Source organism: Bacillus sp. FSL K6-0993, from assembly GCF_037977205.1.
Classification (GTDB): Bacteria; Bacillota; Bacilli; order Bacillales; family Bacillaceae; genus Bacillus; species Bacillus subtilis.
This window is the reverse complement of the sequence record NZ_CP150275.1, coordinates 3,551,464-3,570,771: the sequence shown is the minus strand read 5'-3', so window position 1 is coordinate 3,570,771 and position 19,308 is coordinate 3,551,464. Positions and strand designations below refer to the sequence as shown.

The 19,308-nt window shown below is 42.6% G+C and carries 15 protein-coding genes; 8 read left to right on the top strand and 7 right to left on the bottom strand.

The genetic code is table 11. The annotated features are described in order from the left end of the window. Positions 1-417: 417 nt before the first annotated feature. The 5 genes from pgsB (at position 418) to pgdS (ending at position 4,788) form a co-directional block, all read left to right on the top strand. On the top strand, positions 418-1,599 hold the full coding sequence (gene pgsB / locus MHH79_RS18465; protein WP_014478160.1) for a poly-gamma-glutamate synthase PgsB: 1,182 nt from the start codon (positions 418-420) through the stop codon (positions 1,597-1,599). A 14-nt stretch (positions 1,600-1,613) separates the two neighbouring features. Continuing rightward, complete coding sequence (gene pgsC / locus MHH79_RS18460) at positions 1,614-2,063, top strand: poly-gamma-glutamate biosynthesis protein PgsC (protein ID WP_003227889.1); 450 nt, start codon at positions 1,614-1,616, stop codon at positions 2,061-2,063. Between the two features lie 18 nt (positions 2,064-2,081). Next, positions 2,082-3,224 carry a capsular polyglutamate synthetase PgsA gene (pgsA, locus tag MHH79_RS18455; RefSeq protein WP_003243306.1) on the top strand — a complete coding sequence of 381 codons (1,143 nt, stop codon included), beginning with the start codon at positions 2,082-2,084 and terminating at the stop codon, positions 3,222-3,224. Between the two features lie 14 nt (positions 3,225-3,238). After that, positions 3,239-3,406, top strand: a complete 168-nt coding sequence (edmS, locus tag MHH79_RS18450) for an extrachromosomal elements maintenance protein EdmS (RefSeq protein WP_003227896.1) — start codon at positions 3,239-3,241, stop codon at positions 3,404-3,406. Positions 3,407-3,546: 140 nt separating this feature from the next. Beyond that, the gene (pgdS, locus tag MHH79_RS18445) at positions 3,547-4,788 is read left to right on the top strand and encodes a gamma-DL-glutamyl hydrolase (RefSeq protein WP_251217476.1); all 1,242 of its coding nucleotides are present in this window, start codon (positions 3,547-3,549) and stop codon (positions 4,786-4,788) included. Between the two features lie 33 nt (positions 4,789-4,821). Here pgdS and ywtE read toward each other — a convergent pair whose 3' ends face one another. After that, entirely contained in the window at positions 4,822-5,682 is an 861-nt protein-coding gene (gene ywtE / locus MHH79_RS18440; protein ID WP_015384822.1) for a 5-amino-6-(5-phospho-D-ribitylamino)uracil phosphatase YwtE, read from the bottom strand. A 155-nt stretch (positions 5,683-5,837) separates the two neighbouring features. After that, positions 5,838-6,806, bottom strand: coding sequence for a polyisoprenyl-teichoic acid--peptidoglycan teichoic acid transferase TagT (gene tagT / locus MHH79_RS18435; RefSeq protein WP_014478157.1), 969 nt, complete (start codon positions 6,804-6,806; stop codon positions 5,838-5,840). Positions 6,807-7,138: 332 nt separating this feature from the next. Between tagT and MHH79_RS18430 the strand changes: the two genes are divergently transcribed. After that, on the top strand, positions 7,139-8,512 hold the full coding sequence (locus MHH79_RS18430) for a sugar porter family MFS transporter (RefSeq protein WP_100505902.1): 1,374 nt from the start codon (positions 7,139-7,141) through the stop codon (positions 8,510-8,512). Positions 8,513-8,548: 36 nt separating this feature from the next. On the opposite strand, the gene gerBC is transcribed toward MHH79_RS18430, so the two are convergent. From gerBC to gerBA, 3 genes are read right to left on the bottom strand one after another with little or no spacing between them, the layout of a single operon-like run. Continuing rightward, the gene (gerBC, locus tag MHH79_RS18425; protein ID WP_100505901.1) at positions 8,549-9,673 is read right to left on the bottom strand and encodes a spore germination protein GerBC; all 1,125 of its coding nucleotides are present in this window, start codon (positions 9,671-9,673) and stop codon (positions 8,549-8,551) included. Beyond that, positions 9,670-10,776 (bottom strand): spore germination protein GerBB, encoded by a 1,107-nt coding sequence (gene gerBB, locus MHH79_RS18420; protein ID WP_340034800.1) that lies wholly within the window; start codon positions 10,774-10,776, stop codon positions 9,670-9,672. The genes gerBC and gerBB overlap by 4 nt, the downstream gene beginning before the upstream one ends. A gap of 5 nt (positions 10,777-10,781) precedes the next feature. After that, entirely contained in the window at positions 10,782-12,233 is a 1,452-nt protein-coding gene (gene gerBA / locus MHH79_RS18415; RefSeq protein WP_340034799.1) for a spore germination protein GerBA, read from the bottom strand. A 263-nt stretch (positions 12,234-12,496) separates the two neighbouring features. Between gerBA and manA the strand changes: the two genes are divergently transcribed. Both manA and lytD read left to right on the top strand, forming a co-directional pair. After that, positions 12,497-13,447: a mannose-6-phosphate isomerase, class I gene (manA, locus tag MHH79_RS18410; RefSeq protein ID WP_047183291.1), complete on the top strand. Its 951-nt coding sequence runs from the start codon at positions 12,497-12,499 to the stop codon at positions 13,445-13,447. Positions 13,448-13,576: 129 nt separating this feature from the next. Next, positions 13,577-16,219, top strand: a complete 2,643-nt coding sequence (gene lytD / locus MHH79_RS18405) for a beta-N-acetylglucosaminidase LytD (protein WP_100505899.1) — start codon at positions 13,577-13,579, stop codon at positions 16,217-16,219. Between the two features lie 38 nt (positions 16,220-16,257). On the opposite strand, the gene MHH79_RS18400 is transcribed toward lytD, so the two are convergent. Beyond that, entirely contained in the window at positions 16,258-18,117 is a 1,860-nt protein-coding gene (locus MHH79_RS18400) for a CDP-glycerol glycerophosphotransferase family protein (RefSeq protein ID WP_015384814.1), read from the bottom strand. An 18-nt stretch (positions 18,118-18,135) separates the two neighbouring features. Further along, on the bottom strand, positions 18,136-19,305 hold the full coding sequence (locus tag MHH79_RS18395) for a CDP-glycerol glycerophosphotransferase family protein (protein ID WP_015384813.1): 1,170 nt from the start codon (positions 19,303-19,305) through the stop codon (positions 18,136-18,138). Between the last annotated feature and the right edge of the window lie 3 nt (positions 19,306-19,308).

Here is a 19,308-nt window from a genome sequence, read left to right as displayed (position 1 = left end):
GCAGAAAGGATGACATTATGACCTTGTCCTTAAGAAACAGGATAAAACTATTTTGTGTTCATAAGAACCGGAAACACGCATGATAGCAGGAGATGCTTGATAACACAGGCTGAAAAAAAGATTGATTTGAAATGCATATTAAATACAAACAGCAGGATGTGACTATACGTCCAGAAGGATATCAGGAGAAAAATGAAAGCGCATTCTCTTCGATTTTTTAAAAAAGTGATAAGGTATAAGTCCTGCTGTTTTCCAAAAATAGAAAACAGTTTGTAGGTATAAAATCTCTTTCAAACGAGAAGTTTGGCTTAGTCGATTAGGGAAGATTATGTTACATAATGCCGATTGAGAATTCATAGTGATTCTATATACTGATGAATGAATTTACAACAATATAGAAGGAGATGTCGAAAAGCAATGTGGTTACTCATTATAGCCTGTGCTGTCATACTGGTCATCGGAATATTAGAAAAACGACGACATCAGAAAAACATTGATGCCCTCCCTGTTCGGGTGAATATTAACGGCATCCGAGGAAAATCGACTGTGACAAGGCTGACAACCGGAATATTAATAGAAGCCGGTTACAAGACTGTTGGAAAAACAACAGGAACAGATGCAAGAATGATTTACTGGGACACACCGGAGGAAAAGCCGATTAAACGGAAACCTCAGGGGCCGAATATCGGAGAGCAAAAAGAAGTCATGAGAGAAACAGTAGATAGAGGGGCTAACGCGATTGTCAGCGAATGCATGGCTGTTAACCCAGATTATCAAATCATCTTTCAGGAAGAACTTCTGCAGGCCAATATCGGCGTCATTGTGAATGTTTTAGAAGACCATATGGATGTCATGGGGCCGACGCTTGATGAAATTGCAGAAGCGTTTACCGCTACAATTCCTTATAATGGCCATCTTGTCATTACAGATAGTGAATATACCGAGTTCTTTAAACAAAAAGCAAAAGAACGAAACACAAAAGTCATCATTGCTGATAACTCAAAAATTACAGATGAGTATTTACGTAAATTTGAATACATGGTATTCCCTGATAACGCTTCTCTGGCGCTGGGTGTGGCTCAAGCACTCGGCATTGACGAAGAAACAGCATTTAAGGGAATGCTGAATGCGCCGCCAGATCCGGGAGCAATGAGAATTCTTCCGCTGATCAGTCCGAGCGAGCCTGGGCACTTTGTTAATGGGTTTGCCGCAAACGACGCTTCTTCTACTTTGAATATATGGAAACGTGTAAAAGAAATCGGTTACCCGACCGATGATCCGATCATCATCATGAACTGCCGCGCAGACCGTGTCGATCGGACACAGCAATTCGCAAATGACGTATTGCCTTATATTGAAGCAAGTGAACTGATCTTAATCGGTGAAACAACAGAACCGATCGTAAAAGCCTACGAAGAAGGCAAAATTCCTGCAGACAAACTGCATGATCTAGAGTATAAGTCAACAGATGAAATTATGGAATTGTTAAAGAAAAGAATGCACAACCGTGTCATATATGGCGTCGGCAATATTCATGGTGCCGCAGAGCCTTTAATTGAAAAAATCCACGAATACAAGGTTAAGCAGCTCGTAAGCTAGGGGGAAATGCAGACATGTTCGGATCAGATTTATACATCGCACTAATTTTAGGTGTACTACTCAGTTTAATTTTTGCGGAAAAAACAGGGATCGTGCCGGCAGGACTTGTTGTACCGGGATATTTAGGACTTGTGTTTAATCAGCCGGTCTTTATTTTACTTGTTTTGCTAGTGAGCTTGCTCACTTATGTTATTGTGAAATACGGTTTATCCAAATTTATGATTTTGTACGGACGCAGAAAATTCGCTGCCATGCTGATAACAGGGATCGTCCTAAAAATCGCGTTTGATTTTCTATACCCGATTGTACCATTTGAAATCGCAGAATTTCGAGGAATCGGCATCATCGTGCCAGGTTTAATTGCCAATACCATTCAGAAACAAGGTTTAACCATTACGTTCGGAAGCACGCTGCTATTGAGCGGAGCGACCTTTGCTATCATGTTTGTTTACTACTTAATTTAATGTAAGGTGTGTCAAACGATGAAAAAAGAACTGAGCTTTCATGAAAAGCTGCTAAAGCTGACAAAACAGCAAAAAAAGAAAACCAATAAGCACGTATTTATCGCCATTCCGATCGTTTTTGTCCTTATGTTCGCTTTCATGTGGGCGGGAAAAGCGGAAACGCCGAAGGTCAAAACGTATTCTGACGACGTACTCTCAGCCTCATTTGTAGGCGATATTATGATGGGACGCTATGTTGAAAAAGTAACGGAGCAAAAAGGGGCAGACAGTATTTTTCAATATGTTGAACCGATCTTTAGAGCCTCGGATTATGTAGCAGGAAACTTTGAAAACCCGGTAACCTATCAAAAGAATTATAAACAAGCAGATAAAGAGATTCATCTGCAGACGAATAAGGAATCAGTGAAAGTGTTGAAGGATATGAATTTCACGGTTCTCAACAGCGCAAACAACCACGCAATGGATTACGGCGTTCAGGGCATGAAAGATACGCTTGGAGAATTTGCGAAGCAAAACCTTGATATCGTTGGAGCGGGATACAGCTTAAGTGATGCGAAAAAGAAAATTTCGTATCAGAAAGTCAACGGGGTAACGATTGCGACGCTTGGCTTTACCGATGTGTCCGGGAAAGGTTTCGCGGCTAAAAAGAATACGCCGGGCGTGCTGCCCGCAGATCCTGAAATCTTCATCCCTATGATTTCAGAAGCGAAAAAACATGCGGACATCGTTGTTGTGCAGTCACACTGGGGCCAAGAGTATGACAATGATCCAAACGACCGCCAGCGCCAGCTTGCAAGAGCCATGTCTGATGCGGGAGCTGACATCATCGTCGGCCATCACCCGCACGTCTTAGAACCGATTGAAGTATATAACGGAACCGTCATTTTCTACAGCCTCGGCAACTTTGTCTTTGACCAAGGCTGGACGAGAACAAGAGACAGTGCACTGGTTCAGTATCACCTGAAGAAAAATGGAACAGGCCGCTTTGAAGTGACACCGATCGATATCCATGAAGCGACACCTGCACCTGTGAAAAAAGACAGCCTTAAACAGAAAACCATTATTCGCGAACTGACGAAAGACTCTAATTTCGCTTGGAAAGTAGAAGACGGAAAACTGACGTTTGATATTGATCATAGTGACAAACTAAAATCTAAATAAACGGAGTGATAAAGATGAAATTTGTCAAAGCCATCTGGCCGTTTGTTGCCGTAGCCATCGTGTTCATGTTTATGTCAGCTTTTAAATTCAATGATCAGCTGACAGATCAGGAAAAACAGAAGATTGATATGGAAATGAATAAAATCCAACAGCAGGAAGAACCGGTAAACGCCAATAAATAATTCAAAAAAGAGAGTGTCTGATGAGACACTCTCTTTTTATTTGCCCAGCATATTCATTCTGTAAAAATATTAAAAAGTCTCTTAACATATTCAAAAAAATACCGATGTTAAAACTGCAAAAAGAGGAGGAGATAGTAAAAGTGAACACACTGGCAAACTGGAAGAAGTTTTTGCTTGTGGCGGTTATCATTTGTTTTTTGGTTCCAATTATGACAAAAGCGGAGATTGCGGAAGCTGATACATCATCAGAATTGATTGTCAGTGAAGCAAAAAAACTGCTTGGATATCAGTATAAATATGGCGGGGAAACGCCGAAAGCGGGTTTCGATCCATCAGGATTGATACAATATGTGTTCAGTAAGGCTGATATTCATCTGCCGAGATCTGTAAACGACCAGTATAAAATCGGAACAGCTGTAAAACCGGAAAACCTGAAGCCGGGTGATATTTTGTTTTTCAAGAAAGAGGGAAGCACCGGCACTGTTCCGACACATGACGCCCTTTATATCGGAGACGGCCAAATGGTTCACAGTACACAGTCAAAAGGGGTTATCATCACCAATTACAAAAAAAGCAGCTATTGGAACGGAACTTATATCGGGGCGAGACGAATCGCTGCCGATCCGGAAACGGCTGATGTTCCTGTCGTTCAGGAGGCCGAAAAATATATCGGTGTCCCATATGTGTTTGGCGGAAGCACGCCGTCAGAGGGCTTTGATTGCTCGGGGCTTGTGCAATATGTGTTTCAACAGGCACTCGGCATTTATCTGCCGCGATCAGCCGAACAGCAGTGGGCAGTGGGCGAGAAGGTAGCCCCTCAGAACATAAAGCCTGGTGATGTCATCTATTTCAGCAATACGTATAAAACGGGAATTTCACATGCAGGCATTTATGCGGGCGCAGGCAGGTTCATTCAGGCGAGCCGGTCAGAAAAAGTAACCATTTCCTATTTGTCAGAAGATTACTGGAAATCGAAGATGACGGGTATTCGCCGATTTGACAACCTGACAATCCCGAAAGAAAATCCGATTGTTTCCGAAGCGACGCTTTATGTCGGTGAAGTACCTTACAAACAGGGCGGAGTAACACCTGAGACAGGATTTGATACAGCTGGATTTGTCCAATATGTATACCAGAAAGCAGCCGGCATTTCCCTGCCTCGATACGCAACAAGCCAGTACAATGCCGGAACTAAGATTGAGAAGGCGGACCTGAAGCCGGGAGACATTGTGTTCTTTCAATCAACAAGTTTAAATCCCTCCATCTATATCGGAAACGGACAAGTTGTTCATGTCACATTATCAAACGGCGTGACCATTACCAATATGAACACGAGCACATATTGGAAGGATAAATACGCAGGAAGTATACGGGTGCAATAAAAGAAAAAGACTCCAATCTCTGGAGTCTTTTCTTTATGCATATTGCCCTGAAAGAAGCTGGTCTATAAAGTAGGCCACACCATTTTCGTCATTGCTTTTTGTGACAAAGGTGCTTTTTTCTTTTAATTCATCAATCGCATTTTCCATGGCGATACGGTGTCCGGCGACTTCAAACATGGACAAATCGTTTGGACTATCGCCGATCGCATAGATATCCTGTGTTTCAATTCCGTATAGATCAGCCAGCTTTGTTAACGCGCGTCCTTTTCCTGACGAGGCCGGCAGGATTTCGATAATATGTTTTCCTGAAGAGGTTTGCGCCAGTTTTTTATGATGCTTCAGTTCTTCCTTCGCTTGTTTCAGCTTGTCCATATCAAAGGAGAAGCAAAGAAGCTTATAAATGTTTTCACCGCCGTCAAAAACCGATTCGATATGAGGGATTGGTTTAATGCCAAACTGTTTGAATTGAGTCATGGCTCCTTGCCACAATTCATCCGTCTGCTCGTTTGGGTTTGCGCTCTTTAGAATGTCAAGCTCCGCGTGCAGCTTAGCTTCGCCGTCAAAAGGAGAAAGCAGATGGTCATCTGTATATACCTCAAAGTAAATGTTTTTTGAAAGTAAGTAATCAGCAATCGCTTTACCGGCTTCCTGATCCATTAATGTCCGGCTGATCAAACGGTAACCCGTGTCATGGATCGTACCGCCATTAGCTGCAATGATAGGGATGTCTAAGTCATCCAGCAGCGCTTTTACATCAAATGTCGCTCTTCCCGTGCAAATGGTGACGAGAATGCCGGCATCAACGGCCCGCTTGATCGCCTCTCTGTTTTCCGCAGAAATGACGCTTTCTTTATTCAGTAATGTTCCGTCTAGATCAATCGCAATACATTTCATATGTAGGGGAACCTCCTTAAAAATGAAGCTGCTTCGTGTAGTATGTTCAGCTTGCCTGTGAAACATAATCCATATAAATTAAGGCTAATCGTTACTTTGATAATTTTCAATAAGGAAATATGTAAAACGGGATGGCGTAATCGCCATCCCGTTCATTATACACCTAAATCGTTTTGCAGCTCTTCTTTAACTTCCTGCAGCTTTTGCTGATTCAATTTGAAATAATAAACTCCGGCAGGTTCATAATCATAACCCGTCAGCTGAATAGACTCAACTGATTTCAATGAAGTGATGAACGGGAACAGGCCGATGGCATCTTTAAGAGATAAGTTCATTTTTAAATTTTGCCCCATCGTATCCACAATATCATCATAAGCCGGAATTGAGCTCAATGATTTTGATTTATCTATAATGGCGCTCAGCACTTCCATTTGTCTTTGCCCGCGTAAAAGGTCACTGTCCGCTTTACGTGTTCTTACGTAAGCGAGCGCTTCTTCCCCATCAAGCGTATGTGTTCCTTTTTGAAGGACGACTTTACCTTTTGTATCTTTTTTGATTTGCTGAATGACTTTATCGCTTTTTACAGTTACTTTGACGCCATTTAACTCGTTTACGACGTCTTCAAAAGCCGTGAAATTGCTTTCTACGACATAATCGACGGGAATATCCAGCATTTCTTCAACTGTTTTCACAGTCAAGTCAACGCCGCCGTAAGCGTGAGCATGTGTGAATTTATCATACCCGTGGCCTGGGATGTTTACATAGGCGTCACGCGGAATGCTCAGCATTTTAGCTGTTTTTTCTTTCCGATTAAATGTAACCAGCACATTCGCGTCACTTCTTGCCTGATCGACGGTCTCGCCGTTTTTCTCCCTGGCATCAATTCCTAAGAGCAATACAGAAAAAGAATCTTTTCCAGGATCAAATTCTTTGATCCGTTTTACAGATTGTTCTCCGCGTGCAAGGCTGACATGAGCTTCTTTAGAAGCATTGTTCAGCTTTACAAAAGCATAGGCGCCGACAGAGCCTGCCGCAATGACTAAAAAAGCCATTAATCCGGCAACGACTTTCACCCATTTTTTTAGTTTTCTTTTTTTCTTTCTGCGCTGTGATCGTTCTTCCATATATCAATACCTCACGTTTCTTTAATATTTGAAGCGTACCATTCTATTTGCCATGGGGCAACTCCCCGAAAGACATTTTTCGATAAATATTCCTATATTTATAAGTTCTTGTTTTTGAAAATTGATAACGATGATGTGCTGAATCACCTTATATTGGACGCCACAGCAGGTAAAATGTTTCGGCGACATTGAAAAAAATACAAGTAAATGATTGGAAAACTTATGATCAGCAAAATAAAAAGGTTTAATGGCCGGAAAAAGAGGCTAAAAGATTTCTAAAAAAATCCCACAGACAATGTCATTGCAGCTGATGGAGAAAGGGAGTCATCTTTATGAAAAAGCAGTCAAATATATGGCTTTATTTTTTCGGAGCTCTTGGAGGCGCGTTATATGGCTATGATACCGGAGTGATTTCCGGAGCTATTTTATTTATGAAAAAGGAGTTAGGCTTAAACGCGTTTACAGAAGGTCTTGTTGTCAGCTCCTTACTGGTTGGGGCGATATTAGGCTCAGGAGCGGCTGGTAAGCTGACTGACCGTTTCGGAAGAAAAAAAGCAATTATGGCGGCCGCGCTGCTGTTTTGTATAGGCGGTCTTGGTGTGGCACTGGCCCCAAATACGGGAGTCATGGTGCTGTTTCGCATCATTTTGGGACTTGCAGTCGGAACATCGACGACAATCGTGCCGCTTTATTTATCTGAACTGGCGCCAAAACATAAACGCGGGGCGCTGTCATCGCTGAATCAGCTGATGATCACGGTCGGCATCCTTCTTTCTTACATTGTCAATTACATATTTGCCGATGCCGAAGCGTGGCGCTGGATGCTTGGATTGGCAGCTGTGCCGTCATTGCTCTTGCTCATTGGCATTTTGTTTATGCCAGAGAGCCCGCGCTGGCTGTTCACGAATGGCGAAGAAAGCAAAGCGAAGAAAATTCTTGAGAAATTGCGTGGCACAAAAGATATTGATCAGGAAATACATGATATAAAAGAAGCGGAAAAGCAGGATGAAGGCGGCCTGAAGGAGTTGTTCGATCCATGGGTGCGCCCAGCGCTTATTGCAGGTTTGGGATTGGCATTTTTGCAGCAATTTATCGGAACGAATACGATCATCTACTATGCGCCAAAGACCTTTACAAACGTCGGATTCGGAAACTCCGCTTCGATTTTAGGCACGGTCGGAATCGGCACAGTCAATGTTGTCATGACATTAGTAGCGATTAAAATCATCGACAAGATTGGAAGAAAGCCATTACTGCTATTCGGGAATGCGGGCATGGTGATCAGCTTGATCGTTCTCGCTTTAGTAAATCTCTTTTTCGATAACACTCCGGCTGCCTCATGGACGACCGTCATTTGTTTAGGCGTGTTTATCGTTGTCTTTGCGGTCAGCTGGGGACCGGTTGTGTGGGTGATGCTTCCTGAATTGTTCCCGCTTCACGTCAGAGGAATCGGGACCGGTGTTTCGACCTTAATGTTGCACGTTGGGACACTGATTGTTTCACTAACCTATCCAATATTAATGGAAGCGATCGGAATCAGTTATTTATTCCTGATTTATGCCGCGATCGGTATCATGGCGTTCTTATTTGTCCGATTTAAAGTGACAGAGACAAAGGGAAAAAGCCTTGAAGAAATTGAGCAGGATTTACGGGACAAAAACGGACAGGGAGGATCGGCCGGAAAACAGCAGACTGTTGGGACATAAAAAAGGGTGCGCGATCATGCGCACCCTTTTGATTGCTTACTTTCCCACCGTTCCAAAGTTAATGATTTTAAAAGAAATATCGTACTTAAAATCAGCCTCAGAAAATATTTCATCCCAATGTCCTTTTACTTTATTCCAGTAGTCAGGGTGTTGAATCCTTATGTGGTCTGATAAAAAGACCGGATCGGTTTTATACTCGTGCTGCAGTTTATCCATCACCTGCTTTACATCTCGTTCAAGCTTTTTCTCAAAAATGTTCTCCAGCCTGTGCAAATATCTTTTGCTAAAGGAGTTTTCATTCGGGTTTTGGTCTTCTGTCAGGATGCCCTTCGTTTTAACAGAAATCTGAAAGACAGGCTTTCCGTTTTCAATGATCGGCTTAATTTTCGTTTTTGACTTTTTGAGTTCAAACGTAATCGGATGTCCTTTATCTGTCGTTGGCATGACACCGCCTTGGATCGTCCCCATGACCCATGTCAGTGTCTGGGTTTCATCAGCTGAAAGAAACCCAACAAGTTTATTGCTGCCTCTTTTGATAACGCCTGCACCGTCATACTTGGCTTTTCCCTTTTGGTTTTTCACGGCTTGAATAAGATAACTGTACCCGTTCTGAGAGTATATAGATGCTCTGCCGATGCGCAGCGGTATCATAATCTTACCGTTATATCCGCTGTGAGTTGTCAAATCAATCAGTTTTTCTGAGGGCATCGGCTGCTGCTGATTGGGGTTTCCTTTTGTGAAAACATCAGCTGCATTCCCTCTGGCTGCCATCAAATAGCTGCTTCGCCGTAGCTCATCATCCCGGATAAAGTGGTTGAAGACTTGGTCTACATTTTGATTCTTCATCAGTTTTTCTCCCAAAAGAATCACTTTTAAATGATCGCTATAAACAGGAGGGTCCTTGATGGATACATCACTGACTGCTTCCAGGATCGTTTTCCCGTAGGACGTCACATTGACAAATTCGGGTTTTCCGGATGCTTGGCTGTCTTCGGTTTGGGGAAGAAGGTTTTGATACGTCAGTTTGTACTGGTGATCATCTGTCTCATCGATCGCCAGCCCTCTGGCGAAGGATAGTTTCTCAATATTTTTGACATCCCAGCACCCGCAGAGAACCTGCAGCATAAGAAACATGACTGCGAGTTTTGTTGCTGTTTTCATTGCAGCTGACCCCTCCCAAGTTTTTTCTGTACCCAGCTTAAAAGCCAGACGAAGAATGGAATTGCAATCACAATTAAGAAAGCATATCCAAGAAGCGTCCCGTAATAAAACACGTCATTCAAGTCCTTGGGATACATCGTTATGAAAAACGTCGCAACCAGCATTGCAGTCAGCAGCCAAGCATTGTTTTTATTTTTTAGATGAAAGATTTCCGTTAACCCGATATGGGCGCCTTTGAAGGATCCGAGCATACAGGTAAATTGCTGAGCTGTCCAGGTCAGCTGTAAAAACAGATCAAATCGTTCAATAAAAATACCCGGAACCTCTAATGCGTGGATGAGGGAAATGGTCGGCCATGTCACAGTTTTTGCCTCAGCCACAGTCATACAGCCAATCACAATGAACAAAGTAATGCTGTAGAACACTGTAGAAGTCCCGATCCCAAAAGCAACAGCCTTTTTCGCTTGCTTCGGATCTCTCATAAATGGGACGAGATAAAAAATGATTTCAAATCCTGAGAAATATAATAGTGTTTTAGGGAATAAAGAGAAAAAACTTTGATAGCCTCCCTCAAAAACAGGCCGGATAAAATCGAACTGGAACAAGCGAAAGCTGAACATCAGAAGCATCATAAAAATAATAAGGGTTATAGGAAAAATATAAGCGTATACTTTTGCAATTGAATAAACGCCTCCGCCTACATGATAGATGGCAACTGCAAGAAATATAAACACCACAACTGCCATTGGCGTGTTTTTCAACAAAAAGAATCCGACAACCTCTCCCAAAATCCGAGCTTGAAAGCAAACAATCCCAATGAAATATAGACAGATATATAAATTCAATAGAAAGCCGATGAATTTTCCAGCTACCATGCTGTTGAGCTTAAAAAGAGTTTTTCCGCTGTTTTTTTGAAGGAAAGGCAAAAAAAGCAGAACAATGATAATAAAAATAACGCCCTGCAGCAGTATCATAAGCCATCCGCTCGGACTGCCGGTTTCGGCAGCTGAGCGGGGAAGGGTTAGGACCCCGGCACCGATCAGTGTGCTGCTGATCATAATGAGCGTCTGCATAAATGTCAGTTTATGCTCTGATTTCCTCATAGCCATCACCTTTGTCTGATGTTATCTTCAGGATCGTTTCGTGTCGGTCTTCTTTTTAAGAATATAGTAGGAATGCGGATCACCGTGTCTTTTAAATCCTGTCCGGGGATTGCCAACATTGGAATAATATAATCCTGTCCAAAGCTTTTCAGGCGCATGAGATGGCCAATCACAAACAGATAAACCATTATAACGCCATACATGCCAAGCGCTGTTGCACTTATCATAACCCCGATCCGAATGATCCGCAGCGGAAAGTTATAGGCGTATGAAGGAACGGTAAAGGATGCCAGTGCTGTGACAGAAACGACAATGACCATAAGCGCACTGACAATTTGTGCCTGAACAGCTGCCTGTCCGATGACGACCCCGCCGATAAGGCCAATTGTCTGTCCAATCGGCTTAGGCAGCCTTAACCCGGCTTCTCGAATCAATTCGATCGTAAAGATCATGATAAAGGCCTCTATAAAAGGCGGGAACGGTACGTTAAGCCTGCTGCCTGCAATGGAAATGGCCATTCTAGTCGGCAATAGCCCGGTGTGAAAAGAAACGAGAGAAATATACAGACCGGGCAAATAAATGGTGATCAGGATGCTGGAATAACGAAGAAGGCGTACAAGTGACATTGGGATCCAGCGCTGGCTGTAATCATCGGGCGAATGAATAAATTCGTCAACCGTAGCCGGTACAATCAAAGCAAACGGCGTACCATCCACTAATATGGACACTCGTCCTTCTAACAGTGCAGCCTCTACACGATCTGGTCGTTCTGTGCTTAATATTGTGGGGAAAATTGAAAATGGTTCGTCTTCAATCAGCTGTTCAAGCGTCCCCGATTCCGGCAAATTATCTATATTGACTGATTTCAGCCTTTTAAACACTTCTTTGACGACATAATCGGGGGCGATATCCTGAATATAAGCGACAGCGATTTTCTTTTTCGTCCTTTTTCCGAGTGTCATTTCTTTGATGACGAGATTAGGATCACTCGTCCGTTCACGCAAAAGCGCCGTGTTTGTCCGCAGTTTTTCAATAAATCCTATTTTAGGACCGCGTTCCACGACTTCGGAGGAGGGTTCATCAAGACTGCGTGTTATGACTGACTTAGTGTCGAAAGCTAATCCTCCGCGATAGCCATCAGCGAGCAAAATGGCTTGCCCTGAAAAAACGAGCTGCTCTATTTCTTTCATTGTAGAAACAACGCTGTGGTGAAAGCCGAAAAAAAAGGCGGATAAGCCTTCAATCGAGCATTCCTTATGGGCTAACGCCTCTTTTTGTAAAGGAGAAATGACGTATTGCGCCAGCATTTTATTCTCTGTCAGACCGTCAATATACAGTAAACACGCCTTTTGTCTGCTATCTCCGAAAGCAAATGTATAAAACATCATATCGTCGTTTTGTCCCAATGTTTTTTTCAGTGTGTCTAAATTGTTCTGGAGATCAGAGTCGATTTGCATAGTTTCTCTCCTTCGTAAACAGATTGACGGTTTTATTAATTTGTATCAAAAAAGGAGAATTATTCTTATCGAGGAAAAGGCTGAAACAAAGCTTCTTTTCGACGTGATATAATAGATAGGAAGCGTTTTCTTTGAAGGGGTAATGAAAAGATGATGCTTTGTACATATGTTGTCATCGGAAAAAGACAGCTTATACGGGCGTTTGTAAGAGGGGCGCACCGGGAAAATGATGATCAGTTATTTACAGGGGAGGGGTACGGATCATGACGCAATCACCGATTTTTCTAACGCCTGTGTTTAAAGAAAAAATCTGGGGCGGAACCGCTTTACGAGATAGATTTGGATACAGTATTCCTTCAGAATCAACGGGGGAATGCTGGGCCATTTCCGCTCATCCAAAAGGACCGAGCACTGTTGCAAATGGCCCGTATAAAGGAAAGACATTGATCGAGCTTTGGGAAGAGCACCGTGAAGTATTCGGCGGTGTAGAGGGGGATCGGTTCCCGCTTCTGACAAAGCTGCTGGATGTGAAGGAAGATACGTCAATTAAAGTTCACCCTGATGATTACTATGCCGGAGAAAACGAAGAGGGAGAACTCGGCAAGACGGAATGCTGGTACATTATCGACTGTAAGGACAACGCAGAAATCATTTACGGGCATACGGCCCGCTCAAAAACCGAACTTGTCACAATGATCAACAGCGGTGACTGGGAGGGCCTGCTGCGAAGAATCAAAATTAAACCGGGTGATTTCTATTATGTGCCGAGCGGAACGCTGCACGCATTATGTAAGGGGGCCCTTGTTTTAGAGACTCAGCAAAATTCAGATGCCACATACCGGGTGTACGATTATGACCGTCTTGATAGCAACGGAAGTCCGAGAGAGCTTCATTTTGCCAAAGCGGTCAATGCGGCCACGGTTCCCCATGTGGACGGGTATATAGATGAATCGACAGAATCAAGAAAAGGAATAACCATTAAAACATTTGTCCAAGGGGAATATTTTTCGGTGTATAAATGGGACATCAATGGCGAAGCTGAAATGGCTCAGGATGAATCCTTTCTGATTTGCAGCGTGATAGAAGGAAGCGGTTTGCTCATGTATGAGGACAAAACATGTCCGCTCAAAAAAGGCGATCACTTTATTTTGCCGGCTCAAATGCCCGATTTTACGATAAAAGGAACTTGTACCCTTATCGTGTCTCATATTTAAACTTAATCTCACTTCGAGATTAAGTTTTTTTTATTAGAAAATGGAAGTGATTCACCTATAAATGAAGCATGCGCGTGCCGATAAATAAACTAGTTTTATATTCTCATAGAATAAGAAAGAGGAGAAGGAATGAAAAAGAGACTAATCGCACCTATGCTTCTATCCGCCGCGTCCCTTGCCTTTTTTGCCATGTCTGGTTCTGCCCAGGCAGCCGCGTATACCGACTACTCACTATATAAAGTAGAGCCGTCGAATACGTTCAGTACAGAAAGCCGAGCCTCACAAGCTGTCGCCAAACTGGAAAAAGATACTGGCTGGGATGCATCCTACCAGGCTTCAGGCACAACAACGACCTACCAAATTTCCGCCTCAGGCTTTCATAGCGAATCAGAAGCGAAAGCAATACTGAGCGGACTCGCCAAACAGACATCGATTACAGGAACGTCAAGTCCTGTTGGAAGCAAACAGCCATATGTCACCATCTCGTCAGGTGCCATCTCCGGAGAAAAACAGGCCAACACTATGCTAGCAAAGCTGAAACAGGAGACGGGAGTGGCTGGTGCTGTAAAAGCTTACGGAGCAGCTCAGCCCTATATGAACGTCATGACATCAGACATTGCTGATGAGACAAAGGTCAAGGCGCTTATCCAGAGCCTGGCTAAGCAAACGGGGATTAAAAGCTCGTATCAGCCCATCACACATACGGTGTCTGTCACAACCATTCAGTCTGGCACAATTGTGGGAGACAGCAGAGCAGCGCAGATCAAAAACGCCTTCCAAAAGGAATCGGGGCTGCAGGCATCATTAAAGGAAACGGTGAAAGGACAAGCCTATTATACGTTCACAACTGCCGCCATTTCAGGTGAAGCGAATGCCAAGACTCTATTGCAGCAGCTGAAACAGAGCACTGGCATTACAGGCAGCTACAAGTCCATCAATCAAAAAACAACCGTTGAGTCATACAATGTCCAATCAGCTTATTTCAAAGGGCTGAATACAGTAAAGGATGCTATCAGCCAAATCAAGAAAAACACCGGCGTATCCGGCAGTTATCAACAGGTTGGAAAAAGCACATCATATACCGTGAATATGAAGGGTATAACAAAACAGCAGCTCCAAAAAGTAGACACTTTCTTTAAAAAGAAAAAATGGCATTACACGTCATCCAGCGTCAAAAAAACGGCAACGTCTGCCGCTTATCAAATCACGACGGCAAAGATTTTAGGCGAGCAGCAAGCAAACAAAGCAGCAGCCTTCTTTGCTCAGAAAAAAGTAAAAGCTGCAAAAACAGCAGCTGGATCAACAGCAGAAAATCAATATCAGCTCATCTCAGAAGAAACATCAGATCAAGCAAAAGTCACAAAGGGTTTGAACATATTAAAGAAAAATCAGCTGAGTGCTTCTGCGAAATCCGTCAAAAAACAAATAGCTGACACGTTTAAAATCACAACTGAATCTCTGCTTGATCAAACGAAAGTCAATCAGGCACTCACGTTTTTCAAATCGAATCATATATCAGCAGCAAGCCAGAAAACCGGTCAGACAGCTGCGAGCAGCTATCAAATCACAACTGAAGCTATCATCAGCCAAGAAGAGATTGACCGCGTTTTAACATTTTTCAAACAAAATCATATCGCAGTCACAACATCAAAAACAGGCCAGACTGCATATACACAATACAAAATCGTGACAACACAGCTCAGCAGCAAAACAGCATTGAACAATGGGTTAACCTATCTTAAATCGAAAAGTGTAACCCCCAGCTACACAACGAAAAGCAATACGCTTTATAAAATCAACGTAAATGAGCAGTTCACAGGCAATGATACAGCTGCTGCGGCATCAACGAGGTTAAAACAATTATACGGATGGACATCATCTATCGTGAAGATCAAAAACGGCCCGCAAATCATGAAAACAAATTACAATCTCTCGCTTCGTGATATGGTCCAAAAACAAATGACAGTAAGTCCGCAAACAGACGGAGCGGCTTACGTATCGCTCACGTACATTAATACAGCAACATCAACCGTTACGGCTGATGTACTAAATATCCGGTCAACGCCGGAAGTCAGCCCGACAAACGTGATCGGCCAATTTAAAAAAGGCGATAAAGTGAAAATCATCGGACAGATAAACGGCTGGGCTAAGATCAATTTGGGCTGGCGAAACGCAAGCAGTGATGAAGTAGTTCAATACGTGGATCCGAATAACTTTTCCAGAGACAGCAAATACTACTTCCAATTTCTCAAGCTGTCACAGACAGCGGGTCTCAGCGTTACTGAGGTCAATCAGAAAGTGCTTGCGGGTAAAGGCATCCTGACAGGGAGAGCAAAGGCATTTATCGATGCCGCCAATCAATATAGCATCAACGAACTGTATTTAATCTCACACGCTCTTCTTGAAACAGGAAACGGGACATCCGCCTTAGCCAATGGATTAACCTATAACGGAAAAACCGTATACAACATGTATGGAATTGGAGCATACGACAGCAATCCGAATTACTACGGAGCCAAATATGCGTACGAGCAGGGCTGGTTCACACCAGAAGCGGCCATTATCGGAGGAGCTAAATTCATAGGCTCATCGTATATCCACAACACAGCTTACAATCAGGACACACTGTACAAAATGAGATGGTCAGCTACAGCGACACATCAATACGCAACAGACATCGGCTGGGCGTACAAACAAGTAAACCGCATGTACAGCCTGTATTCATTGCTGGACGGTTATACACTTTACTTTGATGTTCCGGAATATCAATAAAAAAAACACCTTTTGCGGCTGCAAAAGGTGTTTTTGATTTATCTTTTAAGAACTTTATCCTCGGATGGCTCTTCTTCCTGAGGGAAAACAATTTGATCGACGACACGCTCACTTGCTTTTCCATCAAGATCATCGAAGAAATAATGAACAAATGAATCAATTTGCTCAAAGTTATACTTCTCTTCTTTAATGATCGAAATCATTTGCTCAGACGTTTTCGCAAGAGGGCCAGGAATAAAGTCAAAGTAATCGTAATAGAAATCACGTTTGCGAATATAATCATCTACATCATAGCTGAAGAAGATCATTGGTTTATTTAATAAAGCATACTCAAAGCAAACAGAAGAGTAATCCGTTATCAGAATATCTGTTACGAGCAATAGCTCGTTAATTTCCCTGAACGAAGAGAAATCATAAAAGAAATCGCTGTACTGATAAGGAATATTGGCATCGTTTCGTACGAATGGATGAATTTTGAATAAGAAGATATATTCATCCTTTAACTCACGATACAGACGGTCAAAATCAAGCACTTCAAAAGGATAATGAGCTGATTGCTGACCGTTTCCACGGAAGGTTGGAGCAAAAAGAATGACCTTTTTGTCCTTTAGAAACGGATATTCCGTATAAAGGCGTTCTTTTACAAATGCCTTCTTCGCTTCATCAAAGAAAAAGTCTGTCCGCGGTACGCCCGTAGCAATGACGTTTTCAATGTCTACCCCAAAGCCCTCTGCGTAGTGCTTCCGTATATTTTCAGAGCTGACAATAACCTTCGTGTAGTTTCTATGGTTTTTCGAATGCGGTGACGGTCCTCCCGGCAGACCGATTCGGCTGTAGCCGAATGTCTTAAAGGCGCCGACAGCATGCCACAGCTGGACAAGGTCCGCATTTTTACGGATTTTTAACGGATAAATAATCGGATAAAAATCATCTATAAAAATGATTTTGCTTGTCGCAAAATGATAAGCCATAGACATCAGTTCAGACAGGCTTTTTCTATCTCGAATGCTGCTCTTTAAGAAAAATTTGAAATCAAAATTTTCTTCACGTTTCAGCAGCTCTTCATAAACAAATTCGAAGTTTCCTGTCATATCAAGCCGGCTGTCAGAAGCAAAGACAATTTTATTAGACTTAATTGGAAGCAGGCGGAATACATCATAAGCAAAATGGAATAAGCTTGTATTCAGCTTGCGCAAAAAGCGGTTTGCCTCTTTTCCAGTATCCAGCTCCAAAAGGCTCGGATCAATTTCCTGCAGTTTGTTGCAAGACAAATTAATCGTCTTTTCGCCCTCATCATAATTAACGATCAAATTGAACTTCATCAGCTTTTTAGCAGAATGAAATTCCATTTTTGTGGCATACACATCATTAGAGAGGAAATTACTGACATTTCCGACTGTATGCACTTCCTGATGTTTTACATTTTGGTCATCTACAGCTTCAATCTCGAGAAACAGCTTATACTCGCCCTGCGGAAGAGGCTTGTCATTCATCAGCTTAGAAAAGTTAATCTGCTGTGAAAATCCTGCCCACTTATAGGCTCCAGGCACATTTGAAGTATCAATCGACAGCTTATCTACCGGAACATCCCGCAGTGAAACAGCTGTAAATAAAACACCGTTGTTCACCAATAATAAACGTTTTCGAACCTGATCCTCTTTTTGAAGCGGCAGGCCCTTGATATACATATAACCCGCAATTTTTAAAATTGACCCATTCCAAGAAAACTCAGAAATCTTTCTGACAGGGACTTGCTGGTTTTCTTCAATTCGCTTCGTTTTATCAAAAAGAGAAAAAACCCTGTTATCAGCTGGATGGACAATGACAGCTGCATTTTCTTTTTGCGTTTTCTTTTTTGATCTGAAAAGTCTGTTCTTGATCTTTCTTGCCAGCTTCACTTTGTACCTCACTTTCTCCTAATCGGCACCAGATGTTAAAAATGATGAAATAAAATCGGCCACCCGCTCTGAAGATTTGCCGTCCTGATGGGTGATAAATGCCTGTGAAAAATCTTCAATACGTTTCGTATCAGCCTCGTGATCACTCTCGATATCGTATACAAGCGATGCAACGTCTTTAGAAATCGGCCCGGGTACAAACGATTCAAACGGGTAGTAGAAATCACGTTCTTCCAAGTAGTCTTCTAAATCCGGGCAGTAAAAATACATCGGACGTTTCAGCAGGCTGTACTCGAAAATAACTGAAGAATAATCGGTTATCAGCCCATCAGAGATTGCCATCAAATCGTACAAAGAGTACGAATCAGTTAAATCCAGCACAAAATCATCCTCTTCCGTGTGCGCATGTTTGCGCATATACGGATGAAGATGGAGGATCACGACATAATCTTTATGGTTTAGCGCCGATTTTAATTGTAGCAGATCAAGCGGTATAGCGTCACCCTCTTGATGATGTCCGCTGCCTCGAAAAGTAGGAGCATACAAAAGCTTTTTTTTATGCTTCAGTTCAGGATAAACCCGATGAAACTCATCCAGTACAGTGCGAATATGTTCCTTATGATAAAAATAATCCGTTCTTGGAATGCCGAGCGGCAAAATCTGCTTTTGCTCCATTTGAAAGGCTTCGGCGAAATGCGGAACGGCAGCGGGTGCACTGACAATGGCATAATCATAGTTTGAATGCACGGGAACAATCTTCAAATAATCAGAAGAAGGGCCGAACGGCTTGTTCACAATGCTGTAGCCAAATTTTTTAAACGCGCCGCAAGCATGCCAAAGCTGGATGGCAACAGTTTCCTTTCGTTTTGGCACAACATACAAAGGAAAATAATAATCATCCAACAAAAGCACGCGGCATGTTGCAAGGTGATATAACGAGCTGAAAAGATGAAGCAAATATGCAGCTCGTCCGATCAGCCCCTTATCCATCTTGCGGAACAGCAGGGTGATGCGAAGAGACGGATCTTGCTTCAGCTTTTCATAGACACCTTTAAAATTATCACTTAAATGATCCTCACGATAGGAAGCTATGACAATTTTGTTGTGCTGTACTGGTAATAAAGCGCTCAATAGTTTATAAGCAGTGCCGAATACTCCTTTTACAATTCGTGTAAGGAATGTTTTCACTGT